The following is a 20,103-nucleotide window of genomic DNA, read 5'->3' as shown; positions in this document are numbered from 1 at the left end:
TAGCCTTTTTGCTTGCTGGGGGTTTTTGTCCAGATAGTCTCTTAATTTACTCATCTCTCCCGGCGGGTAAAATTCCATTTTACCATCTTTATACCCCCTTCCCTTTTCTATTTCGGAGATGTCTAATATTCATCGGAATAATTGTGAAATGTTTGCTTGGTATGTGATGACAGGTCAACAATATTCAGGACAAATTAAAGACAAAATTCATACGGCTATGGGAGCTTTAGCGGTTTCTTTAGTTCAACCTGTTTTAACAGTTAGTAGTTATGAAAGTTATCAGTTAAAGCAGGCTATTGCTAACAAGTTAAATGAAGATTTAGAAATCGCTAGAAAAGAAAAGCTGAAACAACAGCAAAGAGAACGTGATGAATTTTGGCGAAAACGAGATGCAGGTGAATTGTAGATAAAGTAGTGTGACTATCTCGGTCGCTAATATTCCTTGATTAAGTGTGATGAGGTGCGTGCGCGTTGCTTACGCACCCTACAAAGTTGCTAATATTCCTTGATTAAGTGTGATGAGGTGCGTGCGCGTTGCTTACGCACCCTACAAAGTTAAGCAACTTGGGAAAAATGCCCTAAATTTTTCTGATGGGGTAAAGGTTTACCTTCTGCTTGATAACTCTCAATTAATAATTCAATAACCTCCTCTGCATTATTAACCGCATCTTGATAAGAATTTCCATGAGTACAAGGCTGCATAATATCCTCAAATTCAGGTAAAAATACCACAAAACATTGATCTTCCTCAGACCATTGAATAATAATTGTGTATTTCATTTTTCTGTCTCCTTATTCTTGAGTTTTTTTAAAGTATTAAGTGCCTGATTAACCTGTTTTTCTAAATAAAGTTTAGCATCATCTCCATCTTTACCCGCTATAATTATAGCTTGAGTTAAGTCCGAATGTTTCCACTTACTATGACTTCCTTTAGCGGGTAGACAGATAAACCCTGCTTTTAGGAGTAGACTTTTTAGTTCTCTAATCTTTTTGGGCATAAAATATCATCAGTAATTAACTCCCTAACAAATCCGAGGTAACTGTTCTCCACTCAACATATCAATAATCCGTTTTGCTCCGATTGTACTTTGCAGGGTAACTAAAGGTATTGTAGTGGTTTTAACGTAACCAATTAAACTCGCTTCTGGAATTTTTGCCTGTAAAATCGATAAAGTTTTTTCAATATCTTTCTCAGGAACAAACACGGCAAACCGCCCTTCATTAGCAACATAAAGGGGGTCAAATCCTAAAATTTCACAAGCTCCTTTGACTTCTTCTAATACATTAATAGCTGTTTCTTTGATTTCAATTTCAACTTTAGCAGCAGTAGCAATTTCATTTAACGTACTCGCTAAACCGCCCCGTGTTAAATCTCGTAAACAGTGAATTTCTATTCCTGCTTCTAATAACTCTAAAACCACATCCGCCACAGGTGCAGAATCACTTTCTATTGTTGTTTCAAACTCTAATCCTTCCCGCACCGCCATAATTGCAATCCCATGTCGCCCCAAATCCCCATTAATAATAACAGCATCTCCCGGTTGAACCGATAGGGGATTAATGGTTAAATTATGTTCAATAATCCCGATACCCGATGTATTAATAAAAATCCCATCTCCTTTACCTTTATCAACAACTTTAGTATCTCCAGTAACAATTTTAACCTGAGCTTTTTCGGCAGCTTGTTTCATCGATAGAATAATTTCCCATAACGTTTGAATCGGTAAACCTTCTTCTAAAATAAAACCCACACTTAAATATAAAGGACGAGCACCCGCCATTGCTAAATCATTAACTGTTCCATGAACAGCCATTGAACCAATATCTCCCCCAGGAAAAAATAGAGGATTCACCACATAAGAATCCGTTGTAAACGCTATTTTATTTGCGTTTAATTGCAAAGTAGCTGCATCATGTTCCACTTGATTTGAATCCCCAAAAGTGGGTAAAAACATCTGGTCAATTAATTGACGCATGAGTTTACCCCCACCGCCATGAGCAAGTAAAATATGAGGGTATTGTTGCAGGGGAATTGGACAGGTTAAACTAAAGTCTTGATTAGATGTCATAGATAGGTTATTGATACAATAAAGATGAATTTATAAGACAATTTGAGGAAGGGGCAGATGAAACAGTTATCCCCTAAGCTTTATAAAGTTTGGCTTTATCTCATCCTTTTAATCCTGGGCTATATTTTAGCCGGATGGCTGTTAACTGCATTTCAGGTTTCCATCTGGGTTTGGGTGATCACCTTAGCCATTATCCTCTATTTAGCCAAAACAGGTTCCGAGGGCATTGTATTAGGAAGTGCTGGGGTCATAGGAATTATATTTTTTGGTGTTATTTTCCGAGTATGGCCCAAAAATTGGCCAATAACGATTCGATTGAAAGATATTCCCTTTGGGTCAGGGACTCGACCTAAACTGATTATGCTTTGGCCTGTAACCTATATTTTACTGTGGTTATTCGCTATTTTACTCGTTCTAGGATTAGCATTTGCCCATAAACCCTTAAAATTTTTAGGCTTAAATCCACAACAATGTTTTTATTGTTTAACTCTGTTATCTGGGTTGTCTTTAGGAATAGGTGTGTTAATCTTTAAAAATAGCTTATTCAATTTTATTTAGAATAGCTATACCTAAGTAACATCCGTAAAAATTCCGTATATATTCGGAGATAACACCGTATGAAATCTTCAGCTATTCACAAAGAACCCATTGATAAATTACCTTATCATGCCAAAACACCCGAACACTATATCCAACAAATAGAACCTAGTATTTTATTTGGTTTTACTCCAGAACAATTAAATGAAATTAAAAGAATATTAAATCATGCAATTCCTAAAAATTCTCCTAAAATTGTAGATTTAAGATTTAACGTTGACTTAATTCTTTCTCGATTTTATGTTGTTTTATTAGTGGGGAAAGAACGCCGAAAAATTCAACGCCATTACGTTACACGGGGCATCACAAAAGTTGGCAATTTCGTGGCTGCCATTATTTTATTAATTACTTTAAACTTAATAGTTACTGTTTTGATCTTTTTATTCCTGTATCTAATTAAATCAGCAATTGGAATTGATTTTTTTCATCAAAGTCATTTAATTGATAAAATCAAGATGTTTTTCTACTAATTGAGCTTTAAAAAAGCTACACATCTCTCTTTTATCACGAAGGGGAATAAGTTAGATGAATCAATTTTAGCAAGACCTAAATAGTTAGCTTAACCGTGGACGCTAATCTTGTACAATTAACGATATCTGGTTCAAAAAAAATTATGAAAAGCTATTATAATTTCTCTCAAAACTTAACGACTGGTACAACATTTGTTACCGTCGGGGCAGCGACGGGGGCAGGAATTTATAGCACAATTGGTGGTGTGGGACTGGTGGGAAGTTTTGGGGGAATTGGGTTAGGAATGATGCCATTAATGGGTGTGGGGGCGGCGGTGGGTGCTGCAACTTATGGCGCATTTAGAGCTATTAATCAAGGGGATTCTATTGCTTGGGGTACAGTAGGATTAGGGGCAATTTCTGGCATAGGAATTTCTTCCGTTGTGGGAGGAATGGGGTTAGGATTTGCGGGAACAGGGGTAGGAATTGGCATGGGAACATTAGGAGTTTTTGGCGGAATTGTTGGCTTAGGATTATATGGAATTGCCCAATTAATTGATGCTACCGGAAGCGGAGAAACAGCGTTTCAAGCCTTTGACCGGATGGAAGAACGGATTTTAGATCAAGAATTTTATACCGACGCATTATTAGAAGTATTAGAACTCATTCCTGAATTTCAAGAAGAAAAATTAAAACAAAAATTCAATGATTTAGAATTAGAAGATGAATTAAAACAGCTTAAACAAAAGATTAAAAATCCACAGAAATCATCCTCCCAAACAAATAAAGAAAAACCTAATATTGAAAATCATAATCTTGTTATTTTTCCCCAGTCACCGGATTTAATGTGGACAGAAACACAGCATTTAGCCGGACATCAAAATTCAATTCATGCTGTGGCTTTTAGTCCTGATAGTCAAACTTTGATCAGTGCTAGTGATGATCGTAATATTCACATTTGGGATGTGAATACAGTTAAGAAAAAATATACTTGGTTTATGCCGTATGAGATGTATTCAGTTGCCATTAGTCCTAATTCAGAAGTCGTTGCTACTGGAAGCGTTAATGGTAGAATTACCCTCTGGAATTTTCAGACTCGACAACTCAATCGAACTTTATTGGATCTCAATTTTCCTGAAAAAAATATGGGAATTATTACCTCCCTGGTATTTAGTCTCGATCATCAAATTTTAATCAGTGGAAGTAGCGATAAAACCGTTAGACTTTGGTATTTTAAAACGGGACAATCTAAACGAATTTTGAACGGACATACTGATGGAGTTTGGTCTGTTGCTATCTGTTCTCAGAGTCAATTTGTAGCCAGTGGGAGTGCTGATAAAACTATTAGAATTTGGAATATCAAAACCTATGAAAATCCTATTGTTTTAACCGGACATTCTAACTGGGTGACTTCTGTTTTATTCAGTCCTGATGATCAAGTCTTAATTAGTGCGAGTGCTGACAATACAATTAAAGTCTGGGATCTTAAAACCTATCAATTAATTCGGACATTAACCGGACATTCTGCTGCTATTTTTGACCTAGCTTTGAGTCCCAATGGTAAAATTTTGGCGAGTGGAAGTGTGGATCAAACGGTTAAATTATGGAATTGGAAAACAGGAGAATTATTGCAAACGCTCTCCGGTTGTTCTCCCGTTGCCTTTAGTCCCGATGGTCAACGATTAGTTAGTGGAAGTCAAAAGGGGATTTTACAACTGTGGTATCAACAATTAAGTTTACCAGAATTAATCGCATCTGAATGTTATCAAAATTGGTGGCAAGTATTAGGGGTAAATCCCAAGGCAACACCAAATCAAGTCAAACAAGCCTATTATCAATTAGCAAAACAATATCATCCTGATTATAACATTAAATCAGAAGCGATCGCGGTTATGCAAAGAATTAATCACGCCTATGAGACTTTTTTAAATGAATGGAATCAAAGGGTGCGATCGCATCCATAAAAAACAAGAGAGAGTTGTAAAATTATCGGAGATAGTATCTTAAAGATTAAGTTTTTCTGAATATCGGGATCGAATTACAACAAACACACTATTATTCCAGTTGATTAAGCCATTTTTTCTGTATCCGTTGCACACCGATGGAACAGAATAAAAAATTAAGTGATCACCATGAGGGAGTGTTTGTTATGGAAGTTGAATTAATGTATCAACACGCCTACACCCTAGGGCGTGTAAAGCTTTTAGGCGGAGAACAAGTGCAGGTTGAAGCGGCTTCGATGGTGGGAATGTCCAGTGGAGTCACCTTGCAGACCCAAGCTACAGGGGGTTTTCTCAAGTCTCTAGGACGGGCATTTCTAGGGGGTGAAAGCTTTTTCCAAAATATCTACACCGCACCAGCGCAAGGGGGGGAAGTTCTAGTGGCCCCTGGCTTACCCGGCGATCTGATAACGCTGGATATTACTGAGCCGATGTTGGTACAATCAGGAGCCTATGTTGCCTCCGATATTAGCCTTGAAATTGACTCTAAATGGGGGGGCTCCAAGTCTTTCTTTGGTACGGGTGGCGGGCTGTTCATGCTACGAGCGCAGGGTCGCGGCAAGATGGTGGTTTCGTCCTATGGGGCCATTCACGAAATTACCCTAGCCGCCGGACAGTCTTACACCATTGATACCGGACATTTGGTGGCATTACCCGAAACCATGCCCTTCAAAACCCGCTCGATTGGGGGGATGAAAAGCTTTCTATTTAGCGGTGAAGGGTTTGTAGCTGATCTAACTGGCCCTGGGAAGTTTTTGGTGCAAACGCGATCGCAGGATCAATTCCTCTCCTGGCTGATTCCTAAACTACCCCAAAGTACCAGTACCAACCAGCAGTAGCTAATAAAAGGCTGTAGGCTTGCTATATTTTAATCCCCCTTTCTTCTCAATAACCAGAGTTTTTAAAGTGATCATGAAACTTCTTTATCGTTTATTTTTCATTTCTCTTCTGATCAGCGCTCCTATATTGGCCTATCAAGCATTCGCAAAAGCAACGGACAAAGAGATTGGATTTTCTATCAATCATATGGATTCATCCCTTAGTCCAAAAGACGATTTTTACAATTTTACTGTCGGTAATTGGTTGAAAAACGCCGTTATTCCTGATGATAAATCAAATATCGATAGTTTTAGTGATGCTTTTGATCAAAATAGCCAAAAAATTCAAAAAATCATGAAAGAAGCGGCGGTGAAAAGTGCTACTGCACCAAAAGGTAGTATTATTCAGCAAGTCGGTGATTTTTACGCTTCAGGAATCAATACAGAACTGATCAATAAATTGGGGATTTCCCCGATCAAACCAGAACTGGCAAAAATTGATGCAGTATCATCAAAACAAGAATTAATATCTTTGATTGCCCATCAAAATTTAATGGGGATGCCATCATTTTTGTATGCCTCAGTTAGTCCAGATATGAAACAATCAGATGTTAATGCTTTCTATCTGCAATCATTTTTACCTTTAGGTAAGGATTTTTATTTGAGTCCAGACTATTCTCAACAGAGAAAAACTTACCTTGCTTATATTACCAAAATTTTAGAACTGGCAGGTAAAACATCTGATCAAGCCAGGAATGAAGCGCAAATGATTTTAGAACTAGAAACATCCCTAGCTAAAATCATGTTAACTCCCACGGAACAAGCCGATATCAATCTCACCTATAATAAAATGGGGTTGACAGAACTAAAGGCTAAAACCTCCAATATTGATTGGGATCAATATTTTGCAACACTTGCTTTACCCAATCTCAAAGAGATTATTGTCAATGACCCCAAATATATAATAGCTTTTGATCAATTGTTAGGTGAGCGCTCCTTAAATGATTGGAAAACCTATTTGCATTGGCAATTATTAAATATTTCTGCCTTTGCCCTCAGTCAAGACTTTGCTCAAGCAAATTTTGATTTTTCTAAAAAGACCTTACAAGGTATTCAAAAACCCCAAAGCCGTGATCAAGAAATTGGGGAAATGGTCAGAACTATGTTAGATCATCCTACAGCACAATTGTTTGTAGAGCAATATTTTCCATCTGCAACTAAAGCAAAAGCAGAGGAAATGGTACAAGACATTAAAGCAGAATTTAAGATACGTTTGGAAAACAATCCCTGGATGAGTGAAGCAACTCGTCAACAAGCCCTCAACAAGTTGGCGAATATGAATATCTATGTGGGTTATCCTGAAAAATGGATTGACTATTCTGCGGTTAGCATTGATCGTGATGATTATTTCGGAAATTTGATGAGATTAAATCAATGGCAAATTCGGCGGAATTTAGATACATTAGGGCAACCTGTCAAGCCTGAACTGTTCACAGGTTTATCAAGACCCACAGAGGTGAATGCCGGTTATAATATGGAAAACAATCGGATCGAAATTCCTGCGGGTATTTTACAACCGCCTTTCTTTGATGCTAATCTTGATGATGCCGTTAATTATTGCACAATAGGTGCGGTAATTGCCCATGAATTTACTCATGGTTTTGACAGTCGTGGTCGTCTTTTTGATCCTAATGGTAATCTTAAAGATTGGTGGACACCAGAAGATGCTCAAAAATTTGAAGCCAAAGCCAATCAATTAGTAGAACAATATAACAAATATGAAGCCTTGCCTGGGTTATTTGTTAATGGTAAGTTATCCCTAACAGAAAATATCGCTGATTTAGGGGGTATTACTATTGCTTTTTCAGCTTTACAACGTCAATTAACCGATCAACAACAATCTACCAAAATTGACGGTTATACCCCAAATCAACGTTGCTTTATGGCTTGGGGACAGATGTGGAAATCTAAATGGCGACCCGAAATGTTACGTCAAACAGTGCTGACTGACCCCCATCCTCCGAGTCAATTTCGGGTGACTGGCCCTGTGGTGAATGTGCCGGAATTTTTCACTACTTTTAATATTAAAAAAGGTGATCCTTTATGGCGTGATCCTGAAGAATTAACTATCATTTGGTAGGTTAACTATTAATAAGTTGGGTTTTATACCTCAAACCCAACTTTAATTCATATTTGTGCATTGAGACTTTTTTAAATGAATGGAATAAAAGGGTGCGATCGCCATCTGTAAAACCCTAATCAGTTAGCCTTTGCTCAAAATGTGACTGATCGTCCGTAGACTGATCGTCCATGAAAGCTGATTATAATTTCATGGAACAGTCTAAAACACAAGTTTTAAAGGCTTTAGGAATTTTGATCAGACGATATCGAATGTCTATCAGAATTTCTCAAGAGGAGTTAGGGTTACGTTCTCACCTAGATCGAACCTATATATCTGGACTCGAACGGGGTGTAAGAAACCCCTCTTTAACAGTTCTAGTTTCTCTTGCTAGTGGTTTGAATATTACTGTTTCAGAACTGCTTGAGAACTTAGAAACAGAGATGAGGAATGTGGAGTGAACCGAGAATCAGCAGAAAGTTTTAAATCTAAACTTAAATCAGGTTCATCACAGTCTAAAGTTTTCGATTTATTATTTGATCAACAGTGGCATTGTCGCAACTGTGAAGGGAAAAAAGTTGCTTCTAATCAATACGCTGGAGGTGGTGGAATTCAAGGTTTAGAACGAGGAAATAGAAGCGGTCGTCCAGGGTTAGTGATTGAAACCAAGCGAGAAATTTGTCAAGTTTGCCAAAAAATTACAATTTGGGATCGATGGACAGGGGAAACTAGAGAAGCGAATGCTTCTGCTAATATTCCTTCTAAATTAGTGAAAAGAGTTTTAGAGATTTACAATTATATAGACGTGATTGAAAATCGGCAACGGTTGCCTCATGAGTTAGTTATTGATCATCGTTTTCCGATGGAACGTTGGGGTAAAAGTGAACCGAATCATGATGTTAATATGAGTGAAACTGAAATTAGGAATAAATTTCAACTCCTCAAAAAAGATAGTTCTGGGAATCATAATCTTTTAAAGTCAAGAAGTTGTGAAAAATGTATTGAAACAGGGAACCGAGGAACACCATTAGGAATCGAGTTTTGGTATTTTGGAAATGAGAACTGGCCTGATGATATTCCTCAATCGGGTTCAGAAGCAGAGCAAGGATGTGTTGGTTGCGGATGGTATAATTTTGAAGCTTGGCGAACGGCTCTTAATGCAACTCTAAAGCAAGTTGAATCTCAGAAGTTTTTGGAATAGTTGATAACTCTTTCTCTTTCCCTAAACTAATACTGTCTAAATAAGGAATAAGAGCATATCCAATACATTCTGCTAAACGGGGAGGAACTGCATTTCCAATTTGCCACATCGCTTTTTTCATCGTTCCTGCAAAGATAAAAGTATCAGGAAATGACTGTAATCTAGCCATTTCACGGGCAGAAATGACTCGATTAAGATAAGGGTGAATATGAGTTCCACCGTGATTTTCTTTTATGGTCATACTGGGTTTACCTGGATATTGACGTTTGAACGCATCAAGATAAGTTTCATAGAGAGAACCTCCGGGGGGAACTTGTGCAATTCGCTGCATATATTCAGGAGAATGGCGAGTCCATTCATGATTAATTTCAGGAATGGGTGTATACTCAGGAAGATCAGAAATAGCGGATTCAATCGGTTGATATTGTTCGGGTAAAAGTTGAGGTTTGGGATAAGGGTTTTGGAGTCCAAATCGATTGGCAATAAATATCGCTCTAGGTCGAACTTGAGGGACTCCATAGGCAGCAGATTCAAGAATAACAACTGAAATATTGGAGTAACCTATGGCTTGAAATTGTTCAAATACTTCTTGTTTAATTTTTCCATTTTTCATTGTTAGAATACCGGGTACATTTTCCATCACAACGTACCAAGGCGAAATTTCTGAAACAACACGAATAAACTGTTTAAATAAGTTATTTCTAGGATCATCGGGGTTTCGTTTTCCGGCAACAGAAAATCCTTGGCAGGGAGGGCCCCCCACAACAAGATGAATCGGGGGGAAATGCAATTTTTCTAAAGATTTTATTGGATTGAATTCATGAATATCACCACAAAAATGATTACAACTGGGAAAATTATTTTGATGAGTTGCTGAAGCAATGGAATTAATTTCAATACTAGCTACAGGATTAAATTTGGCTTGGACTAAACCTTGAGTAAATCCCCCTGCACCACAAAAAAGATCGATAAAGTTATAGTTAAATGAGGATACAGACTGATTGTCAATATCAATAAAAGCTTGATAGGGATCACGTTGAGTTGTTAATAGTTGTCGTTGAAGTTTTTCATAGCGACCTGATTTTGCTTTTTTTTGTTTTTTAGGAGTAGATTCTGTTTGTGTAGGGGTAAATAAAGATAACTGTAAATCCATTTAAACAAGCCTATGATTAATTAGCCTAAATATTATCCTGATTATAACATTAAATCAGAAGCGATCGCGGTTATGCAAAAAATTAATCACGCCTATGAGACTTTTTTAAATGAATGGAATCAAAGGGTGCGATCGCCATCTGTAAAACGGACAATTGAACCCAATAGAGTCCGTGAATTGAGTGAACTGAACCGTTTATATTTTGAGTAAAACGGTTGACTCTTGGCGATAAAATTTCTCAGCCATTGAAGATTGATTTAATAAGCGTTCGGCTTCTTGAGCATTAAGAGGTTTAGAGAAATAATAGCCTTGACCATATTGACATTCCAGGGATTTTAATTGATATAATTGTTCTTGAGATTCAATACCCTCTGCGATCGCATCCATCCCTAAACTATGGGCCAAAGCCACAATAACTTTAACTAATTCACGTTTATTTTCATCTAAGAACATTTGACTAACAAAAGAACGATCTATTTTTAAAACATCCACTGGAAATTGATGTAAATATCCCAAGGAACAATATCCGGTTCCAAAATCATCAATACAAAGTTTAATTTCTCGATGTTTGAGTTCATTTAAAGTAGCGATCGCCAATTGAGGATCAGACATAATTGCCGTTTCTGTAATTTCTAATTTTAAGTCCGATCCCATTACTTCCGTTTCTGTCAAAATCCGATCAATTTTTTGACTTAAATCCGATGTAAATTGTTGACCCGATAAATTAACACTCATCCTTAATTGAGGATGACAATTAAATTTCTGTTTCCATTCGCGTAATTGGCGACAAGCTTGTCGTAAAACCCACTCCCCAATATCAACAATTAATCCGGCTTCTTCCGCCACAGGAATAAATTCAGCCGGAGAAATAAAACCTTCTTGGGGATGTTCCCAACGCAATAAGGCTTCAAACCCAGAAATTTCCCCATTTTCTAAATTAATAATCGGTTGATAACGGAGTTGAAATTGATTTTTTTCAATCGCCCAACGCAGATCCGTTTGTAACTGTAACCGCCTTAAAGCATCGGTTCGCATGGTTGCATCAAACACGACATAACAGCCTTTTCCTTGCTGTTTTGCTCGATACATGGCGGTATCAGCATCCCGTAATACTTCTGAAGGTAACAGGTATTCCGAGGAACTGTGAACAATACCAATACTGCTCCCAGTAAAAATTTGATTTCCGTTCAAATTAAAGGTTTTTTTGAGAGACTGTTGGACTCGTTCAGCAATCTCTTTGACTTCTTCGGGAAAACCCACATTTTCTAATAAAATTGTAAACTCATCCCCCCCTAATCGGGCTAAAATATCTTGATTTCTTAAACAAGTTTTCAGCCGTTTAGCAATTGCAATTAATAATTGATCTCCGCTTCCGTGTCCTAAACTATCATTAATAAACTTAAATCCATCTAAATCTAAGAATAACACAGAAAAATGATAACCGGGTTGTTCTTGACATTGAATAATAGCCTGTTGAAGCCGTTCAACAAAAAAGGCTCTATTCCATAAAGTTGTTAAAGAATCATGGGAGGCACTATAACGAAGTTTTTCTTCCGTTTGCTTAAAGCTGGTAATATCAACAATTGAACCTTCATAATATAAAATATGCTGTTTTTTTCCATCTAAAATTGCTCTCACATTGGCAAAAATCCAAATCACACTATGATCATGGCGATAAACCTGGGCTTCAAAATTAGAAATTTCATGGTGTTGATTGAGTAAATCAATCATTTGATAAAAATCTTGATGATTAACAAATACTTCTCGAATAAATGAGTTATCTCCAGTTAAAGCATCTGGAGACAAATATCCTAAAATCGTGGCGAAAGCTGGATTAACTCGGATATATTCTCCATCGCGGCTAATTTGAAAAATGCCTTCAACTGCATTTTCAAAAATACTACGATATTTTGCTTCTGCTTGTTTTCGTTGAAATACGGTTCCTAACTGAGTGGCAATGGAGGAAATTAAATTCAATAATCGTTTATCTTCTGGCTTATTTGTTATTGTAAAAAATATTAAAACGACTAAAACTTCATGATCAACAACAATAGGTACACCAAACCCGGCTTTAAGACCAAACTTGATGGCAATTTCTTTGCGCGTAAAGTGATCGGGTGATTCTTGTTCAATATCAAATATCCATTCCGGTTGTTGAGAAGAATAAATGCGTCCAGTTAGGCTTTGATTGGGTTGGAATATATACTGTTGATTCAGGCGTTGAAATTCTTCTAAATTTTCTCCTCGATTATATCCAATCGGGCTACATTCGAGATACTTTCCGTAAGGATGGGGAACCCAAGCCTCTCCAAATTCCCAACCGATTGTTTCACAGACTAATCGCAATGCTACCTCTAAAGCAGACTCAAAATTACAGGCGACACTAACTTCTTTTGTAATTCGTTGTAAAAGGAGTAATTCTTCTTCTGCACGTTTGCGTTCTGTAATATCTAATCCCGCACCGACAAAATATTCATATTCATCCGTTTCTTCATTAAAAATTGCCCGACCATGCCATTCAACAATCAATTCTTGACCGTCTTTGGTTAAAATTCGTTCTTCAGTACGAATGGGTAAACGGCGTTGAATCATCAATTCAAAAACCCAGGGTAAAGAATCACCATTGCGACGGGGAACAAACGTTGCTGTATAATCAGTTCCCTTAATTTCTTCTAGGTTATAACCCAAGGTTTTCAGCATCATATCGTTCATCAGTTGCACTTTTCCATCGGCATCTAAGACAATAAAAAAGGCAGGATTAGCATCAAATAAAGTTTGAGTAAAGTCTTTTTCTTTGCGTAAAGCAGTTTCGGCTTTTTGACGTTCAAGGATTTCTGCCTGCATTTGATTCATAAGCGGACGAATCATGAGCACGAGGTAACTTGCACCAATGGCAATTACCCCCATTAAAATACTGGCGGTCGTCCAGAGTGCTGCATGAATTGTTTGATCATCATCACTTTCCTCAGCAGGGGGAGGCAGAATTTGCTCCTGATGTTCTAACAGGACGGGGGGTTCTTCCTGATGTTTGAGGCGAGAATAAAAAGGAAATAAACTTCCTAGGAAAATTAACAAACCTACAATTAAGAATCCCAGAGCAGATCCTTTGACGGCAAAGGTTTGAAGGTTTTGTGTTTTTCTTTGCATTGCACCCATATAGAATTAGATTAAAAGTTCTACTCAATCCCTTGAGTCGGTTGGAAGTGTAACAATAACAATAATCAATCTTTCAAGATTTCGCCTAGAGCAAAAGCAGAGGACATTAGACAAGGTTGTATGAATCTGGATTCTAGGAATCTTGAATGATTAATTGATAATTTAGATAATTTTGGGGAGAAGTGTCAATTCTATCTCATATTTTAGTATAACGTTCTCTGAATTTAATATTTTTTTTTAAACAATAAAGATTATTTTAAATTAATTTGTAAAATTTTAACCTTACTCTAATCTTAAAACTGTCAGTGATCTATCTCACATCTTAAGCTAATTCATATCATGTGGTTAGGTAATTTATTTAACTATAATAAGAAGTTTTTAGAGTTTTAGGACTATTTAATTTTATGATACACTCTTAAGAATATTATTTCTTAAGAGTGTTAGAAGAAATAGAGAATAGGGAATAGGGAATCTGAAATACTTAAATGTTGGCTACTGATGATTAATCAACAGGTATTTCTAGGAAATTTTGACTATTGCCTATTCTTGGGAAAATTTAGGTTTTTTCACCATTAAAGATTTAGGTTGAGATTTCGGGCGAACGCGATAAACCTTGAATTTATTTAAGGCAATACTAGCAGATTGTGCCACGGAAGTTTGAGGATCTCGCAATGCCTTTTGTAAAATGGGAATAACTTGATGAGAGGGGATATATCCTAATGCAATAATCGCTTCTTGACGGACACGGGGATCAAGATCTTGACTCAGACGAGTCAAAATAGGAATCGTTTGTTGTACTTCCCGACTTAGGCGACGAGACGCGGTGAGTTTTCCTAACGTTGCTGCAATAGAATAACGGACTTGAGCATTAGGATGTTGAACATATCCTGTTAAGGTGTTAATTGCCGCTAAGTTTCCCGATGCTCCAATAGTCAGAATCTGATCAATTAATTGTTCTTCTGAAGTTGCTTTTGTTGGGGGTAATGTGATTTTTTCTGCTTTAATAATAGCAGGTTCAGTAATAATTTCTGAAGAAGTTGGAGATTCTACAACGGTAGGTTCAGTAATAATTTCTGAAGAAGTTGGAGATTCTACAACGGTAGGTTCAGTAATAATTTCTGAAGAAGTTGGAGATTCTGCAACGGTAGGTTCAGTAATAATTTCTGAAGAAATTGGAGATTCTGCAATGGTAGACTCAGTAATAATTTCTGAAGAAATTGGAGACTCTGCAATGGTAGACTCAGTAATAATTTCTGAAGAAATTGGAGATTCTGCAACGGTAGACTCAGTAATAATTTCTGAAGAAATTGGAGATTCTGCAATGGTAGACTCAGTAATAATTTCTGAAGAAATTGGAGATTCTACTTCAATAACAGTGAGTGGTGTTTCCGCTACTTCCTCCTCAACAAAAGAAGTTTCCTCTGGTGTTTCCGGTAACGTTAGGGTTAGTTCTATGGCTGGAGTTGTATCTTCTTCTACCTCAATAGAAGATTCAACCTCTTCCTCAACCGAAGATGGACTCAGTTGTTCAACCTGTGCTTGAGTTGCTTCCAATTCAGCCGTCAGTTGTTCCACGAGAGTTTGATACTGAGTCAACTGTTGATTAAGTTCTGTAACTTGAGCTTCAGATGCAGCCAGAGATTGACTCATCTGTTGAATTTGAGAGTCCTTTTCCTGTAACTGCATCCCCATCTGTTCCCGTTCAACAAGATATTCAGTTTCTACCGTTTGTCTAATTTGCTGAAGTTGGTTTTGATGTTCCTGTTGTAACTGTTGAATCGTTTGTTGTTGACGAATCTGATGGGATTTTTCCTGTTCCTCCCGTTCCCGCCGAATTCTCTCTTCTATACCTTCTTTTTGCTTAGAGTTCTGTTGTTGAAGCACCAGATAGGCAATTCCCACCCCAACCACAACCCCAATAATTAACATCACCACTAAATTGCCCCAAACCATAAAATCACTCCTATTTAATCCAAAACGAATATAATCTCTCAAGATATGTATATGTTGCTTATCTTCATTCGTCAATGCAAATGCCATCTGAATCTATTATCGTTCGCGCTCACGTTTTTGTATCGGGACAAGTGCAAGGGGTGGGATATCGCTACTACACCCAAAAACAAGCCATTGAGCGAGGAGTTCAGGGTTGGGTGAGAAATCTAGCAGATGGTCGAGTCGAGGCGGTCTTTGAAGGACATCAAAACAGGGTGGATGGAATAATTCAATGTTGACACTCCTCGCGAATCAAGCGACGAGGATTCTTAAGTAGTCCAAATACGAACTCTTAATGGCGTAGTCAATGCGCCACTACTGACTCCATTAAGATTTAATCCCAATGTTGCCGATACTTTACGAATGATATTGGCTGCTGCATTACAATCAGCATTGACATATTGATTGAATGCAGTGCGGTATAAACCTCGTTTAACTCGTTTTCCTGACGGCTTCCAATTGTCGGGTTTTTCACCGAATTCAGGAAGAAAATCATGATCAAGAAAACTAGCCTTTGAGGTATAAGATTCCTCAGTTTCTATAAACTCAATTCCATAACGAGAACAAAGTTCTTGGATTCGAGATTTTAATCGGGCGGTGGGAATCTGAATAAATTTCTGATTCCCTTTCTTCCCAAGGGTAGCACCATCTTTTTGTCCTTTATTCCAACCAAAAACAATGCGACCGATACTATTTTTGAGACAAGGGTTAATAACCACCCTGGCGGCTTTATTAATAGCATCTCTAACCTGACGATTCCGTTTTTCAGTTAGAGCAGATAAAGCATTACTCCAAAAACCTTGGGGTTTACCATTTTTATGATCAGCAATTTGTTTGTTATACCACTGATTCAAAGATTTTAAGTGCTTACCATCAACAATAAAACTGGTTCCTATGTTACTTACACAAGTTAACCAGTTATCGATTCCATGATCTATTCCTAATACCTTGTTTTTATCTAGTTCAATATTTTCTGTTTGAACTAGATAAACAAACTCGGCATAAAAACATTGATTCCGAGGAAGAATGCGAACTTCTTTGATTGAATTCCAGTTCAGGTTAGATGGCATGGGTAATAAAAATGAATCAATCCCAAACCATGCTTTAACCTGATTTCCTAACGGAATTCTAATTCCCTCTGGGGTTAACTTCAACCATCGAACCGGATAGGAAACTGTAAATAGCCCTTGCTTCCTGTATTGAGGAGGACGGGGCTTTTCTTCTAGCTTTCCAGTTCTCCATAACTTCAGAAGTTCTTTATAAGAACTCATGGCTTCCACTACTGAATTACAGGTTTGTTGAGCAGAAGAAACATACATTGCCTTAAAATGCAGGTTTGCACTTTTAGACATTTCAGAACAAACGGCTCCCCTGTTAACAAAAACCTGCTTTTTGAAAAACATTTGCCTAGCGTAATAAAGAGCGCAATTGTAGATCTTGTTAGATTCTGAGCAAAGATACTCGATAATTGCCTCAATATCAGGACTGGTATGAATTAGAACCTGTTGACAGCCGTACATCTTTAGCATTAATTGAATGCGGATAATTTTGAAGAACCAGAGGGTTTACAAGGGTTTGAAATTCGATATTGACAGGGGTGTTAAGGGTTGACAATCAACAATATCCAACTTCTAACACCCCCTTAAATCCCTCTAAATTTTAGAGTTAACAAACTCCTCTAAACGTTTAATTCCTTTTTCAATGGTGGTTAAATCCATTGCGTAGGATAAACGAATATGGTCATCATTTCCAAAAGCTTCACCCGGTACGGCGGCTAACTGTTGTTCTTCTAGTAACAAATTACAGAAGTCAACAGACGTTAAACCAGTTTTGCTAATATTGAGATACATATAAAATGCGCCATCCGGTTTTAGACAACTAATCCCTGGAATTGCATTTAATAACTCAAACATAACCTCTCGCCGTTTGGCAAATGCTAACCGCATTTCTTCAACACAATCTTGAGAGTTTTCTAACGCAGCAACCGCACCATATTGAGCAAATGTACAAACATTAGAGGTACTATGACTTTGAACACGGGTTGTCGCTTTAATAATATTCACATCTCCCGCTAAATAGCCAATGCGCCACCCGGTCATCGCAAAAGATTTAGCAAAACCACTACTAATTAAAGTGGATTTATAGCTTTCGGGATGAGCCGCTGCAATACTTAAATGTTGGGCATCATCATAAATGATCTTAGAATAAATTTCATCCGAAACCACTAAAATACCCGTTTCAACAACCACCTCAGCTAAGGCGCGAATTTCATCCGGCGTATAAACCATTCCGGTTGGATTTGAAGGAGAATTCAAAACAAAAAGTTTCGTCTTCGGGGTAAGGGCTTGACGCAGCATTTCAGGTGTAATTTTATAACCCGTATCTGCACCCGTCTGAACAATAATGGGAATTCCTTCTACCAGTTTTACCATTTCAGGATAGCTTAACCAATAGGGCGCCGGAATAATAACTTCATCCCCAGGATTGATCACCGCTACCATTAAATTATAAAGGGAATGTTTACCGCCATTGGTAACAACAATATTCTCACTTTTATAGTCTAAACCTGTTTCTTGACTTAAGGTTTGAGCAATTAATGATCGGAGTTTTGGTTCCCCTGCTGCTGGGCCATAGCGAGTTTTTCCCTCGTCCAAGGCTTGTTTAGCCGCAGCAACAATATGCTTAGGGGTATCGAAGTCCGGTTCGCCTACGCTAAAATTTAAGACATCCATCCCCTCAGCTTTCATGGCTTTGGCCTTCGCTGAGATCGCCAGCGTTACAGACGGCGGAACCTTTTCTACTCGCGCTGCTAGCTTCATATTTTAATAATCTCTAATTTTCTGGTTCAAGATTTAGATTTTAGGAGGGAGATTGCCTAACGGCAACCCTGTTGTTATAAGATGTTGACACTCCCTGTGCCTAAAGGCGTGGGGATTCTGGGTTCAACGAAACCACTTAATTAAAGTACCTTGCCGTGCTTTAACCAGAGGTGGGATTCACGCCCTTGCGTAAATTTGGGTATGCCCTACCCTATTCGCATTGCTGCTTTGTCTTTTTTACTTGAAACAAATTTGTTTCAAAAAAACTGGTTGTCTAGCTCCTATGAATCTTTTACCCACTGCTGGGAAGAAACTAAAACTGTGCAGTAGAACCCTATAGATTCAATTGTCAAGGTTCAGCGTTTTACCGTTAGGTGACTAGGTTTTTAGACAGGTTTTTTACCTTTCCTGTTACTGGAAATGGTAGCACAATCGGATGTCAATAGACAACCCAATAAAAAGCCCAAGTAGAATTTAGGGGTTTTAAACCCATTTTTCTGATAACATTGTATTAGAATTGCTTCTCTTTTTCTACAGCAAATCTTAATCTCTTAATCTTGAGGAGGAATTGTTACGGGTTAAAAGTTAAGAAAATTTGAAATTTATCCCTGTTCCCTGTTCCCTGTTCCCTGTTCCCTGTTCCCTGTTCCCTGTTGATCAGAAATTTTTAACCCCCATAAAATAGGATTGCTATATGAGATTTATTAATCCTAAAACCGACTTTGCCTTTAAAAAAATATTTGGCTCTGAAGATAGCAAAGATATTTTAATCAGTTTTTTGAATAGTATTCTTTATCCTGATAATCCGCAGATTGAAGATTTAACCATTCTCAATCCCTATCAAGCCCCTAAAATTAGAGGGATTAAAGATACTTATTTAGATGTCAAAGCCACGATAACGGGAAATAAAACCGTTATTATTGAAATGCAGATTTTGAATATTGAAGGATTTGAAAAACGAATTTTATATAATGCAGCTAAAGCTTATTCAATTCAGTTAAAAAGTGGAGAAGATTACACCTTATTAAATCCAGTTATTGCCGTTACAATTACAGATTTTGAAATGTTTCCCCATCTGGATAAGGTCATTTCTCGGTTCGTTTTAAAAGAAAAAGAGTTTTTAGTGGATTATCTGATTTATGATATTGAATTAGTTTTTGTAGAACTTCCCAAATTTAATACCTCAATTCATGAGTTAGAAACCTTAACCGATAAATGGATCTATTTTATTAAAAGTGCTAAAACTTTAGAAACTGTTCCTCAAACAATGGCACAGATTCCTGAACTGCAAAAAGCCTTTACCATTGCCAACGAAACCACTTTAACCCCGGAAGAACTCGAAGATTTAGAAAAACGGGAAATCTATATTTATGATCAACGGAATGCGATTAAAAAAGCCGTGAAATTAGCCAGAGAAGAAGCATTAAAGCAAGGAATTGAACAAGGAATTGAACAAGGAAAGGAAGAATCTAAACTCGAAATTGCTCAACAATTAATCGGCTTATTAGATGATCAAACTATCAGCCAAACCACCGGATTAAGTATAGAACAAATCCAACAATTGAGACAAAAACAGGAAACTCCTAGTTAAAAAGTCTCCTGTAGAGACGCGCCATGGCGCGTCTCTGTTAGCGCGTCTCTGTTAGCGCGTCTCTGTTAGCGCGTCTCTGTTAGCGCGTCTCTGTTAGCGCGTCTCTGTTAGCGCGTCTCTGTTAGCGCGTCTCTGTTAG

At 37.6% G+C, this 20,103-nt stretch carries 19 protein-coding genes; 11 read left to right on the top strand and 8 right to left on the bottom strand.

Translation table 11 applies throughout. The features are described from left to right. Positions 1-118 precede the first annotated feature (118 nt). Positions 119-406, top strand: a complete 288-nt coding sequence (locus tag IQ236_RS24625; protein ID WP_193871723.1) for a hypothetical protein — start codon at positions 119-121, stop codon at positions 404-406. Positions 407-555: 149 nt separating this feature from the next. Here the strand turns inward: IQ236_RS24625 and IQ236_RS24620 are convergent, their stop codons facing one another. From IQ236_RS24620 to hypE, 3 genes are read right to left on the bottom strand one after another with little or no spacing between them, the layout of a single operon-like run. Further along, the gene (locus tag IQ236_RS24620; RefSeq protein WP_193871722.1) at positions 556-780 is read right to left on the bottom strand and encodes a type II toxin-antitoxin system HicB family antitoxin; all 225 of its coding nucleotides are present in this window, start codon (positions 778-780) and stop codon (positions 556-558) included. Next, entirely contained in the window at positions 777-998 is a 222-nt protein-coding gene (locus IQ236_RS24615; RefSeq protein ID WP_193871721.1) for a type II toxin-antitoxin system HicA family toxin, read from the bottom strand. Before IQ236_RS24615 ends, IQ236_RS24620 begins: the two co-directional genes overlap by 4 nt. Before the next feature lie 24 nt (positions 999-1,022). Continuing rightward, positions 1,023-2,069 (bottom strand): hydrogenase expression/formation protein HypE, encoded by a 1,047-nt coding sequence (hypE, locus tag IQ236_RS24610; protein WP_193871720.1) that lies wholly within the window; start codon positions 2,067-2,069, stop codon positions 1,023-1,025. A gap of 57 nt (positions 2,070-2,126) precedes the next feature. Between hypE and IQ236_RS24605 the strand changes: the two genes are divergently transcribed. The 7 genes from IQ236_RS24605 (at position 2,127) to IQ236_RS24575 (ending at position 9,253) form a co-directional block, all read left to right on the top strand. Further along, positions 2,127-2,627, top strand: coding sequence for a hypothetical protein (locus IQ236_RS24605; protein WP_193871719.1), 501 nt, complete (start codon positions 2,127-2,129; stop codon positions 2,625-2,627). A gap of 59 nt (positions 2,628-2,686) precedes the next feature. Then, positions 2,687-3,136, top strand: a complete 450-nt coding sequence (locus tag IQ236_RS24600) for a hypothetical protein (RefSeq protein WP_228041841.1) — start codon at positions 2,687-2,689, stop codon at positions 3,134-3,136. Positions 3,137-3,279: 143 nt separating this feature from the next. Beyond that, entirely contained in the window at positions 3,280-5,079 is a 1,800-nt protein-coding gene (locus tag IQ236_RS24595) for a DnaJ domain-containing protein (protein ID WP_193871718.1), read from the top strand. 185 nt (positions 5,080-5,264) lie between these two features. Then, on the top strand, positions 5,265-5,954 hold the full coding sequence (locus IQ236_RS24590; protein WP_193871717.1) for a TIGR00266 family protein: 690 nt from the start codon (positions 5,265-5,267) through the stop codon (positions 5,952-5,954). Positions 5,955-6,027: 73 nt separating this feature from the next. Then, complete coding sequence (locus IQ236_RS24585; protein WP_193871716.1) at positions 6,028-8,073, top strand: M13 family metallopeptidase; 2,046 nt, start codon at positions 6,028-6,030, stop codon at positions 8,071-8,073. Between the two features lie 191 nt (positions 8,074-8,264). Further along, positions 8,265-8,513 carry a helix-turn-helix domain-containing protein gene (locus IQ236_RS24580; RefSeq protein ID WP_193871725.1) on the top strand — a complete coding sequence of 83 codons (249 nt, stop codon included), beginning with the start codon at positions 8,265-8,267 and terminating at the stop codon, positions 8,511-8,513. After that, a complete protein-coding gene (locus IQ236_RS24575) occupies positions 8,510-9,253 on the top strand; it encodes a restriction endonuclease (protein WP_193871715.1) in 744 nt (247 codons plus the stop codon). The genes IQ236_RS24580 and IQ236_RS24575 overlap by 4 nt, the downstream gene beginning before the upstream one ends. On the opposite strand, the gene IQ236_RS24570 is transcribed toward IQ236_RS24575, so the two are convergent. Next, positions 9,207-10,406 (bottom strand): DNA cytosine methyltransferase, encoded by a 1,200-nt coding sequence (locus IQ236_RS24570; protein WP_193871714.1) that lies wholly within the window; start codon positions 10,404-10,406, stop codon positions 9,207-9,209. The two genes, IQ236_RS24575 and IQ236_RS24570, sit on opposite strands and share 47 nt — an antisense overlap. 72 nt (positions 10,407-10,478) lie before the next feature. Here IQ236_RS24570 and IQ236_RS24565 point away from each other — a divergent pair, with 72 nt between their 5' ends. After that, entirely contained in the window at positions 10,479-10,616 is a 138-nt protein-coding gene (locus tag IQ236_RS24565; RefSeq protein WP_193871713.1) for a hypothetical protein, read from the top strand. On the opposite strand, the gene IQ236_RS24560 is transcribed toward IQ236_RS24565, so the two are convergent. Next, positions 10,602-13,553 (bottom strand): EAL domain-containing protein, encoded by a 2,952-nt coding sequence (locus tag IQ236_RS24560; RefSeq protein WP_228041840.1) that lies wholly within the window; start codon positions 13,551-13,553, stop codon positions 10,602-10,604. The genes IQ236_RS24565 and IQ236_RS24560 overlap by 15 nt on opposite strands. 549 nt (positions 13,554-14,102) lie before the next feature. Next, positions 14,103-15,515 carry a HEAT repeat domain-containing protein gene (locus IQ236_RS24555; RefSeq protein ID WP_193871711.1) on the bottom strand — a complete coding sequence of 471 codons (1,413 nt, stop codon included), beginning with the start codon at positions 15,513-15,515 and terminating at the stop codon, positions 14,103-14,105. 80 nt (positions 15,516-15,595) lie between these two features. Between IQ236_RS24555 and IQ236_RS24550 the strand changes: the two genes are divergently transcribed. Then, a complete protein-coding gene (locus tag IQ236_RS24550; RefSeq protein ID WP_322744350.1) occupies positions 15,596-15,793 on the top strand; it encodes an acylphosphatase in 198 nt (65 codons plus the stop codon). 30 nt (positions 15,794-15,823) lie between these two features. On the opposite strand, the gene IQ236_RS24545 is transcribed toward IQ236_RS24550, so the two are convergent. Together IQ236_RS24545 and IQ236_RS24540 are read right to left on the bottom strand one after the other, a co-directional pair. Next, positions 15,824-17,074 carry an RNA-guided endonuclease InsQ/TnpB family protein gene (locus IQ236_RS24545; RefSeq protein ID WP_193871724.1) on the bottom strand — a complete coding sequence of 417 codons (1,251 nt, stop codon included), beginning with the start codon at positions 17,072-17,074 and terminating at the stop codon, positions 15,824-15,826. 132 nt (positions 17,075-17,206) lie between these two features. Next, positions 17,207-18,373: a pyridoxal phosphate-dependent aminotransferase gene (locus IQ236_RS24540; RefSeq protein ID WP_193871709.1), complete on the bottom strand. Its 1,167-nt coding sequence runs from the start codon at positions 18,371-18,373 to the stop codon at positions 17,207-17,209. Positions 18,374-19,067: 694 nt separating this feature from the next. On the opposite strand from IQ236_RS24540, the gene IQ236_RS24535 reads away from it, so the two are divergent. Then, complete coding sequence (locus IQ236_RS24535; protein ID WP_193871708.1) at positions 19,068-19,964, top strand: Rpn family recombination-promoting nuclease/putative transposase; 897 nt, start codon at positions 19,068-19,070, stop codon at positions 19,962-19,964. Positions 19,965-20,103: the final 139 nt, after the last annotated feature.

Source organism: Planktothrix mougeotii LEGE 06226, assembly GCF_015207485.1.
In the GTDB taxonomy this organism is placed as follows: domain Bacteria; phylum Cyanobacteriota; class Cyanobacteriia; order Cyanobacteriales; family Microcoleaceae; genus Planktothrix.
This window is presented reverse-complemented; position numbering and strand designations above follow the sequence as displayed.